This window comes from Psychrobacter sp. T6-1 (assembly GCF_052258445.1).
Window position 1 is genome coordinate 1 of sequence record NZ_JBQQFC010000087.1, and the last position, 9,518, is coordinate 9,518.

At 45.8% G+C, this 9,518-nt stretch carries 8 protein-coding genes; 6 read left to right on the plus strand and 2 right to left on the minus strand.

What is annotated here, in order from left to right:
* Positions 1-1,103 (minus strand): peptide chain release factor 3 (locus ACTXGO_RS06685; RefSeq protein WP_443573781.1); only part of this gene is annotated, 1,103 nt, incomplete at its 3' end.
* Positions 1,104-1,389: 286 nt separating this feature from the next.
* Here ACTXGO_RS06685 and ACTXGO_RS06690 point away from each other — a divergent pair.
* The 6 genes from ACTXGO_RS06690 to ACTXGO_RS06715 all read left to right on the plus strand — a co-directional run bounded on the left by ACTXGO_RS06690 (position 1,390) and on the right by ACTXGO_RS06715 (position 8,971).
* Positions 1,390-2,748 (plus strand): MBL fold metallo-hydrolase, encoded by a 1,359-nt coding sequence (locus ACTXGO_RS06690; RefSeq protein ID WP_443543556.1) that lies wholly within the window; start codon positions 1,390-1,392, stop codon positions 2,746-2,748.
* Between the two features lie 187 nt (positions 2,749-2,935).
* Positions 2,936-3,349 carry an Ohr family peroxiredoxin gene (locus ACTXGO_RS06695; protein ID WP_317200122.1) on the plus strand — a complete coding sequence of 138 codons (414 nt, stop codon included), beginning with the start codon at positions 2,936-2,938 and terminating at the stop codon, positions 3,347-3,349.
* 196 nt (positions 3,350-3,545) lie between these two features.
* Positions 3,546-6,500: a DNA polymerase I gene (polA, locus tag ACTXGO_RS06700; protein ID WP_443573783.1), complete on the plus strand. Its 2,955-nt coding sequence runs from the start codon at positions 3,546-3,548 to the stop codon at positions 6,498-6,500.
* A gap of 482 nt (positions 6,501-6,982) precedes the next feature.
* Positions 6,983-7,447 (plus strand): hypothetical protein, encoded by a 465-nt coding sequence (locus ACTXGO_RS06705; RefSeq protein WP_443543560.1) that lies wholly within the window; start codon positions 6,983-6,985, stop codon positions 7,445-7,447.
* A 176-nt stretch (positions 7,448-7,623) separates the two neighbouring features.
* Positions 7,624-8,412: an SDR family NAD(P)-dependent oxidoreductase gene (locus tag ACTXGO_RS06710; protein ID WP_443543562.1), complete on the plus strand. Its 789-nt coding sequence runs from the start codon at positions 7,624-7,626 to the stop codon at positions 8,410-8,412.
* A gap of 220 nt (positions 8,413-8,632) precedes the next feature.
* Complete coding sequence (locus ACTXGO_RS06715; protein WP_443543564.1) at positions 8,633-8,971, plus strand: hypothetical protein; 339 nt, start codon at positions 8,633-8,635, stop codon at positions 8,969-8,971.
* Positions 8,972-9,056: 85 nt separating this feature from the next.
* Here ACTXGO_RS06715 and hemH read toward each other — a convergent pair.
* Positions 9,057-9,518 (minus strand): ferrochelatase (gene hemH / locus ACTXGO_RS06720; RefSeq protein ID WP_443573785.1); only part of this gene is annotated, 462 nt, incomplete at its 5' end.

Sequence of the window (9,518 nt, forward strand, 5' to 3'; positions counted from 1 at the left end):
TCTAATGCTTCGCGATCCCCTGCCAAAAACGTCAAGGCATCAGCGATACGCACGTCTTTACCTAGGCGTACATGCTTCATCTTCATGCCTTTCTCGTACTTGCCTGAACACACGCGCATAAAGGCAATACGGTCACGATGACGCGGATCCATATTGGCCTGAATCTTGAACACAAACCCACTAAAATCAGTCTCGGTAGCCAAGACTTCACGCTGCTCGGTTGGATGTGCTTTTGGCGGCGGCGAATATTTTACTAGGGTATCAAGCACCATATTGACACCAAAATTACCCAAAGCGGTACCAAATAACACAGGCGTCATCTCACCCGTCAAAAACTCATCAACATCAAAATCCTCAAGCGCCATTTGTACCAGCTCAAGCGATTCTTCGAAGGCGTCGAACATCAGCTTACCTAAGCGCTCGCGGATGTCTGGATAGTCATAACCGTCGCGAGTCTCAGAGACCGCCATATCGCCGCCGTGACCTTTTTCATACAGGTAGGTTTTGTTTTCGGTCAAGTGATAGACCCCAACAAAGTCCTGACCCATACCGATAGGCCAAGTGATAGGGATACATTTAATCTTGAGAACCGATTCAATCTCGCTAAGCAGATCAAGCGGCTCACGGATTTGGCGATCGAGCTTATTGACGAAGGAGATAATCGGCGTATCGCGCATGCGGCACACCTCCATCAGCTTGATGGTACGCTCCTCGACGCCTTTGGCACCATCGACCATCATTAGCGCGCTGTCAACGGCAGTCAAGGTGCGATAAGTATCTTCACTAAAATCAGCATGACCTGGGGTGTCAAGCAAGTTAACGATATGGTCTTGATACGGGAACTGCATAACGGAGGTGGTGATAGAGATACCGCGCTCTTGCTCCATGCTCATCCAATCTGAGGTGGCATGGCGATCGGTTTTGCGGCCTTTGACCTCGCCCACCACCTGAATGGCTTGACCCCATAATAGAAGCTTTTCGGTCATAGTAGTCTTGCCCGCATCGGGATGCGAGATAATGGCAAAGGTACGGCGTTTGGCAACTTCGCGAGCCAATTTAGTTGGCGTCAGCTTGGTCGCTGATGATTTGGTATCTGCGCTCATAGTAGGTAACTTATCGTTGAATACAGCTGATATATAGGAAGGATTTTGGTGCGCGTATTGTAGCGGATTTATGATTGAGATGCTATTTTTGCACAAAGGTAAGGAGGCGCTGCAACAATATACCTACTGATAATATATAAGATAATACGATAAAAAATAATTGGCTTTGCTACGCTTATTTTATTGGGGCGTTACCTTTGAGTTAGGGCATTCCTTATAAATAAACTTGCTCAGTATTACCTGCACCCTTGCTTCAAAAAACAATTGATATAAAAAGGATATCTTTATGTTATTAGAAAAAATCAAAACCCCTGGACTCTCGCATTTATCCTATTTGATAGGCTCAGGTACCAAAGCTGCGGTCATCGATCCGCGCCGCGACTGCGAGATTTATGTCGAAAAAGCACGCGCCGCAGGACTTGAGATCATCCATATCTTTGAGACGCATCGCAATGAGGATCTGGTCTCTGGCGCGCCAATATTAGCAGAGCTAACAGGGGCTAAAGTATGGCACGGGCCAAATCCTGAGCGAGAAGTCGTCTATGCTGACACCGCTCGCGAGGGTGATAGCTTCACTATCAATCAGCTTGAGATTCGAGTGCTTGAGACGCCTGGTCACACTGATGACCATTTGGCTTTTGCCCTATTTGATAGTGCGTACCCTGACCAGGCCGTTGGCGTATTTACAGGGGATGCCCTATTTGTCGGTGACGTTGGTCGTACTGACTTTTATCCCAAGCGTCGCCGCGAAGTGGCTGGTCTACTCTACGACTCACTACAAAAGATATTGGCCCTCGGTGATCAGGCGATGATTTATCCTGCTCATGGCGCAGGCTCTGTCTGCGGCTCAGGTATGGCTGATCGTGAGTTCTCCTCTGTCGGTCATGAGCGCCTTAATAATCCGCGCTTACAAATCGAGAGTCGCGATAAGTTCATCGATGCTAAAGTGGCCGAAAACCATTATCAGCCGCCCTATTTTAGACTCATGGAGCGCTTAAACATGGAGGGTTGTAAATCCGCGCCGCGCGTGATGCGTCCTCGCATACTGTCACTCGATGAGCTAGAAGATCTAAACGTAGATCATCTAATTGATATTCGTGAGCCGATGTCTTATGCATCAGGTCACCTGCCAGGTTCCATGAGTCTACCAGTCGGTATGATCTCAGCGTTTGCAGGCTGGTTCATTGGGGAAGGCCAAAGCGTGGCGCTGATTGCCTCTGATGAAGCTCAACTGGCTACCGCAACCGAGCATCTGGTGCGCATTGCTCTTGATAATATCGTTGGTAGTTACGTCGGTGTGGTAGCAGCTGCCAAGCAAGGCGAGACTATAGAGCAGACGCCTATGATTAATACCGCTTTAGTCAAAGAGCGTCTTGATAATGACCATCAAAAAGCGGGCTGGACGCTGCTTGATGTTCGTGACGCGGATGAGCGCGCATCTGCCGCTATTGAGTCATCAACGCATATCTATGTCGGTCATCTCAATGAGCAGTGGCAAGATCTCGATAAAGATCAGCACTACACGCTAATGTGCGCCAGTGGTCAGCGCGCGACAGTAGCGGCAGGATGGCTCGCAAGCCAAGGCTTTGCGCACATTGACATCTATCTTGGTGGTATGCAAGCATGGCAGGCGGCGCAGAAATAGAATAATCCTTATCTTTTGAACCAAACCTTTAAACCAAACCTTTGAACTAAGCAAGGGGCTCAAGATAAGGCGCACTTACAAATTATAAGTATAGTTTTACCTGTGCTATATAAACTAACCTCAATATTTTGCTACTCTGAATAGGTTATTTTGTGATAACACCTATCAATAATAAATAAGGACAATTATGAAAACTTTATACTCTACCAAAGCCACAGTCACAGGCGGCCGTACTGGTGACGCCTCACTTAGTGATAGCGATCTAAAAGTAAAAATGGCCCCTCCGGGTGGCAATATGGAAGGCAATAATCCAGAGCAATTACTCGCGATGGGCTATGCTGCTTGCTTTGATAGCGCTTTGGGCGTGGTCAAAAAGATGGAAAGCGCAAGCTTTGGCTCAACGACCGAAACGACGGTTGATCTCATTCAAGGCGGCGATCATGACTATAAATTAGCGGTCAAGATTCATGTGATTGGCGACAGTACTGAAGTCTCAAGCGATGAGTTCCAAAAGCTGGTTGAAAAAGCCCATACCGTTTGCCCTTATTCAAAAGCTACCCAAGGCAATATCGATATCGAAGTGACATCAGAAGTCAAATAAGGCTTTTATATCCTAATATAGATAGTATACTAAAGATGGGAACCCAGTCAGCACTGGGTTCTTTTTTTATGTCTGGCGCAAACGTTTAGCCCCTATTAAAAACATACACTTATTAACGCTTAAGCCATTCGGCACGCGCTGATTTTATCGTTATAATAGGTCATCTTTTTTATTTTATATATAATAAGTGGCCTTTATGACTGACAATAATCACAACTCACACTCCCCGATCAATCCTGATTTGCGACCTAATTTTGAGACGATGCCCAAAGTGGCGACCATGGATACCGCTCATGTGGACAAGGACCAGCCGCCCTTTATCTTGGTCGATGGCTCCTACTATCTGTTTCGCACTTATCATGCGCTGCCCAAAACGATGGAAAACACCCAAGGGCTGATGACCAATGCCATACGCGGCACGCTAAACGCCCTGCTTAAATTAATGCGCCGCTACCATCCGACCCATATGGCGGTCTGCTTCGATACCAAATCGCCAACCTTTCGCCATGCGATGTCCGAGGAATACAAAGCCAATCGTCCCAAGATGGATATTGAGTTGGCAGAGCAGATACCTTATATCCATCGCTTAGTCGCCGCTTTAGGGATTCCGCTACTGCGTATCGAAGGCGCGGAGGCTGATGACATCATAGGTACACTCGCCTATCGTGCAGTATTTGAAGGTCATCATGTAGTTATCTCGACCGGTGACAAGGATATGATGCAGCTGATTAACGACTGCGTCATATTAGAAGACAGCTTTACAGGTAAAATTACTGATAGCGCAGGCGTCGTTGAAAAGTTTGGCATTGAGCCGCACCAAATGATTGATTTTTTGACCTTGATGGGTGACTCATCCGACGGTATTAAAGGCGTGCCGGGTATTGGTAAAAAAACGGCAAAAGATTTGCTCAACCAGTACGGCGATATCGCTACCATGTTAGATAATGTCGCCGATATAAAAGGTCGTGCAGGCAAAAACCTAGTCGAGCATGCAGCAGATATTCCGATGAATGCTGAGCTTGCCACTATCGTAACGGACTTAGATATCGGCCAAGACTGGACAGATCTAAAAATAAATACTGACCCCTGCGCTCATATTGACGAGCTACGCGCCCTCTATAGCGAGCTTGAATTTAAAAATGAGCTGGCCTCCCTTGATCACCCCAATCACCCAGCAAACGGCACTCAAAGTGTGGCAGATAGCCAAGCAAACGCCGAATCACAAGCCCAAGTCGCCAAGTCACTTCAGTCCACCAAAATCGATAATATCAAAGACAGTAAAAGCCATGACAAGGCTTGGCATACCGTACTTGACATGCCAGCGTTTGAGAGTTTGGTCGCGCAGTTAGAGCGCGTACCCTACTTCGTTGTTGATACCGAGACGACCAGTATTCATTGGCGACAAGCTGAAATCGTCGGTCTGTCTTTTGCTTTGCAAGCTCATGAAGCCTATTACGTACCGCTCACGCACAAGCTTGAGGGTGATGAATTACTTGGCAAACAGCTCGACCGCGATACGGTACTAGCTAGATTAAAGCCGCTACTAGAAAACTCAGACATCGGTAAAATCGGGCAGCATTTAAAATACGATGCCCATATTCTGAGTCACTATAACATTAACCTGCTCGGCGCTATTCATAGCAGCCCCAATAACTGGGCGATGGATACGATGTTAGCAAGCTATGTCATCAATGCCGCCGCGACTCGCCACGGCATGGACGACCTAGCGCGTCACTATTTGCATACCCAAACCATTAGCTATGAGGACGTTGCAGGTAAAGGGGCTAAGCAAGTCAGCTTTGATCAAGTCGCTATCGATATTGCCAGTGACTATGCTTGTGAAGACGCAGACATCACTTATCAGTTGTTTGAATTGTTTAGTGAAACCCTTGCCGATGATGAGAACAATACGCGCCTTCTCACCCAACTTGAAATCCCCGTCGCACAGATACTGTGCCAGATGGAAGCTCAAGGCATTTTGATCAAACGCTCGTTTTTAAATGAGTTATCTAAACGCTTTGATGAAGAGATCATCGCGCTTGAGGCACAAGCTTACGAGGTCGCAGGTGAGGAATTCAATTTAGGCTCGCCCAAACAACTTGGCGAGATGCTCTTTGACAAGCTTGGCGTCCCTGGTGGCAAAAAGACCAAATCAGGACAGTACTCTACGGGCGAGGCGGTACTATCTAAAGTCGATCATCCACTGGTCGATATTACCTTAGAGTATCGCGGACTCTCCAAGCTCAAAAGCACCTATACCGACTCGCTCGATGCAGTCGCCGATAGCGAGACTGACCGTGTCCATACCAGCTATCATCAGGCGCTGACTAGTACGGGGCGCTTGTCTTCAACGGATCCTAACTTACAGAATATCCCTATCCGTACCGCGACCGGTCGCCTGATCCGCCAAGCTTTTATCGCCCCAAAGGGCCGCGTCATCTTAGCGGCGGATTATTCGCAAATTGAGCTGCGTCTCATGGCGCATTTCTCAGGCGATGCCAACTTAACCCGCGCCTTTAACGAAGGTCTTGATATTCATACGGCGACTGCAGCTGAGGTCTTAGGCAAAGCGGTCGACGAGGTCAGTGCCACTGAACGCCGTAATGCCAAAGCCATCAACTTTGGTCTGCTCTATGGTATGAGCGCCTTTGGCTTAGCTAAGCAGCTACAGATGAGCCGCAATGAGGCACAGGAGTACATCGATATGTACTTTGATCGCTATCCTAGCGTCAAGCAGTATATGGTCGATACGCGAGCCAGTGCCATGCAGCGTGGTTATATCGAAACCATACTTGGGCGCAAACTCTACACCCCAGATATCAATCATAGTAACCGTATGGTCAAACAAGGCGCAGAACGTGCGGCGATTAACGCGCCATTGCAAGGCTCTGCTGCCGATTTGATCAAGCTTGCGATGATCGCTGTCGATAAAGTACTGCCAAAAGAGCAAGCCAAAATGCTCCTGCAAGTGCATGATGAACTGGTCTTTGAAGTCGATAGCGACAAGGTCGATGAGATAAGCCAGCTCATTACCGACGCTATGCAAAATGTGCTTAGAGAGACGGCAAAAAGCATGGGCTGGGACGTTGATTTTGCTGTGCCCTTGTTGGTTGAGACAGACAGCGGCGAGAATTGGGATGAGGCGCATTAAGTACTGATTTAGATTGGATTTCGGCGTGGGGTGGGTTAGCTTTTTCAAGCTTTAAGAGAGCGAAGCTAAAGCGTAACCCACCGATTTAATATTTAAAACGACATACTTGATAACACCAATACTAGATTGTCGCCATAAAATGCGGTTGAGCCGTGACTGCTTTGCTCAAGCATGCAAATACCAGCACAAGGCGTCACCAGCGCCCTTTTTAATATACTAATCTGACAGTATATAAATTTGATATTCAAAAAACCTTAACCTTATCAATGAATTAATTAGTCAATATTTACAATAGCATGACATTATATTTGGCGATATAATGCGTCTTTTAAACTTAACCTCTAAAGTAATAGTAGAGATAAGGTAGACCTAAGTATTGTATTGTCTTTGCCTTATCGTTTAGGAGACGTCCCATTTTTACCGAAAATGGCATTATTGAAATTGCAGGCTCTATCCTATTAATAGCCTGTCTACTACGCTGCGTGCAATACGCTATCAAAAGCGATATCAAACAAGGTCGCTACTTTTGGCTGGCGTCTGTTTTGGTGTTTTTTACGGTGATACGCCGTGAGCTCAATCATCTACCAGAACTTGTGATACCGAGCAACCTGCTGCTGTTTAATCATAGCTATGAGTGGTGGGAGGATATGGTATTGCTACTCATCTATGTCGTAGCTTTAGGACTGTTTATATATTCTTGGCGTTACCTGTGGTCGATGCTAAAGCGCGTGCCTGTGTCTTTGTATCTCATTGTTGCCCTGCTGGCGATACTGCAATATATGGGCGAGAATACGATTATCTTTTCAGAGAGTATCGGTGTGGCGGTGGAAGAGCTGACTGAGGGCGTGGTATATGCTATAGCACTCTGGTATCTATGGACGTTTACACTGCGTGAGTTTGAGATGCAATTGGCAAGTCGTTCAGACTCTACCTTGGTTAGTGAATGACTTGGTTAGTCAACATCACAGTTAGTCAATAATATAAACAAAAGTAAATATATAGTACTCGTAAAAGCCCTGCGCGGCCCTGTAAAAAGTAGTAGAGTGACTAAATAGATAACTGTAACTTATCACCCTACTCTCGATTAAAACATGGTTACCCTCACGATAAAAAGGAGATACACATGAATATATTAATCACAGGTGCATCACGTGGTATTGGTTTGGCAACAGCTAAGCGCCTAGCGGACAAAGGTCACAGCGTTGGGCTGTTTGCGACCAATAATGCCACTCTACAAAACGCTATCGAAGACAAAACCTTTAAAAAAGCTATTAAACAAAATCGCATCATTACAGGTGAGCTTGATGTGGTACAGCCTGATGCTTGGGATATGGCTATTGATCAGATGATCACTCATTTTGGTAGTATAGATGTGCTCATCAATAACGCAGGCTTACTTGTTAGTGGCACTCTGCCATCGACAGATCTGGCAGATCAGCTCTCGCTCATAGATGTCAATTGTAAGGGCGTGCTTATTGGCTGTCATAAGCTTGCGCCGCATTTAGCCAATAGCGAACATAGCAAAATCATCAATGTATCCTCAGCATCTGCGATTTATGGTCAACCCGAAGTCGCTACCTATTCGGCCAGCAAGTTCTTTGTTCGCGGTCTGACTGAGGGCTTAAATATTGAATATGCCAAACTGGGTATCAAGGTCATAGACGTTATGCCGTTATGGGTCAAATCCGATATGACTAAAGATCTAGAAGTGACGAGTATTGATCGCTTAGGTATCAATCTGAGCGTCGATGATGTTGCCAAAACCATATGTAGCCTGAGCTGCCGTACTAACGATAGAATATCAGAGGTCCATTATTCTGTTGGTATGCCAGCCAAGGTTATCCAAAAACTCTCGCAAGTTGCGCCAGACTCCTTAATACGTTTTGTCAGTAGTAAGGTCAGTGCTAAGTAATGATTTAGACAAAAAACAAAATGCATTTGCGACCACTTACTATTTTTGCCTACGCGCTATTTATGACGGCTGTTTATAGTTTATGACTACTTTTGTAGGTAGTCATTTTTTATAGGTCATCCTTACATATTTTGAACACACTATGACACCTTACTACTAGCGCAGCCATCCGCAAAGTTGCACACTGTCAGTCATAATTTTTTATAACATAAGGATTTTTATGGACAACTCAAAATCACCATTACCCGAAGAGATGGACGGTATCGATAGTAACAAGAGCATGGATATGGAGACTGATGATCAGCTGGTTGATTTAGACAATCCCATGCTGCATACGATAAATAATGATGATGTCATTGATAATAGTGCCGGGTTTGATAATTCAAAAGTTGGTACAGATGCTACGCAAGGCTTAACCCCTATGCATAGGCAAAATATTGATGAAGCCAATATCGATAACGTCTTAGTGCAAGACAATTTAGATGATAGCGATTACCCTGATATCGTCGATATTGCTGATTCAGATGCCGCCGAAAATAGCAACGACGATGATTTTTAGGCGTAATACTTAATGTCAAAAAAGCCCGCTCGATAACGTCGAGAGGGCTTTTTTTGTGTTACTATTTTTTATACTCAAAAACGAATTACACCCAGCCCTCAAGTGTACCTGCCCAGCCTTTAACGAGTGGCGCGCTCATAGCTTCTAATAGATCGATATGCGCGTCATCCATATTGAGCGCAGGGATATAATGATACTCCTGCCCGCCTGCCTCAATGAAGTTTTCACGGTTCTCAATCGCTAACTCCTCTAATGTCTCAAGACAATCTGCTGAAAATGCAGGACTAATAATCTGCACGGATTTGACTCCAGATTTGGCCCAGTCATCAAGGATAACATCGGTATAAGGCTTGACCCATTCTTGCTTACCAAAGCGCGATTGGAAGCTAATAATCCACTCATCCTCGCCTAGACCTAATGCATGTGCCACTTGCGCTGCAGTACATTTACAGCGCTTGGGGTACGGATCACCCTTGTCAGCATAAGGCTGCGGTATACCATGAAAGCTAAACATGAGCTTATCAGGTTTGCCATGCTTGGCTTGAAA

Excerpts from the sequence above, each read along its gene's own strand:
- ACTXGO_RS06690 (WP_443543556.1), top strand. The coding sequence starts at position 1,390 with ATGTTATTAGAAAAAATCAAAACCCCTGGACTCTCGCATTTATCCTAT.
- ACTXGO_RS06695 (WP_317200122.1), top strand. The coding sequence starts at position 2,936 with ATGAAAACTTTATACTCTACCAAAGCCACAGTCACAGGCGGCCGTACT.
- polA (WP_443573783.1), top strand. The coding sequence starts at position 3,546 with ATGACTGACAATAATCACAACTCACACTCCCCGATCAATCCTGATTTG.
- ACTXGO_RS06710 (WP_443543562.1), top strand. The coding sequence starts at position 7,624 with ATGAATATATTAATCACAGGTGCATCACGTGGTATTGGTTTGGCAACA.
- ACTXGO_RS06715 (WP_443543564.1), top strand. The coding sequence starts at position 8,633 with ATGGACAACTCAAAATCACCATTACCCGAAGAGATGGACGGTATCGAT.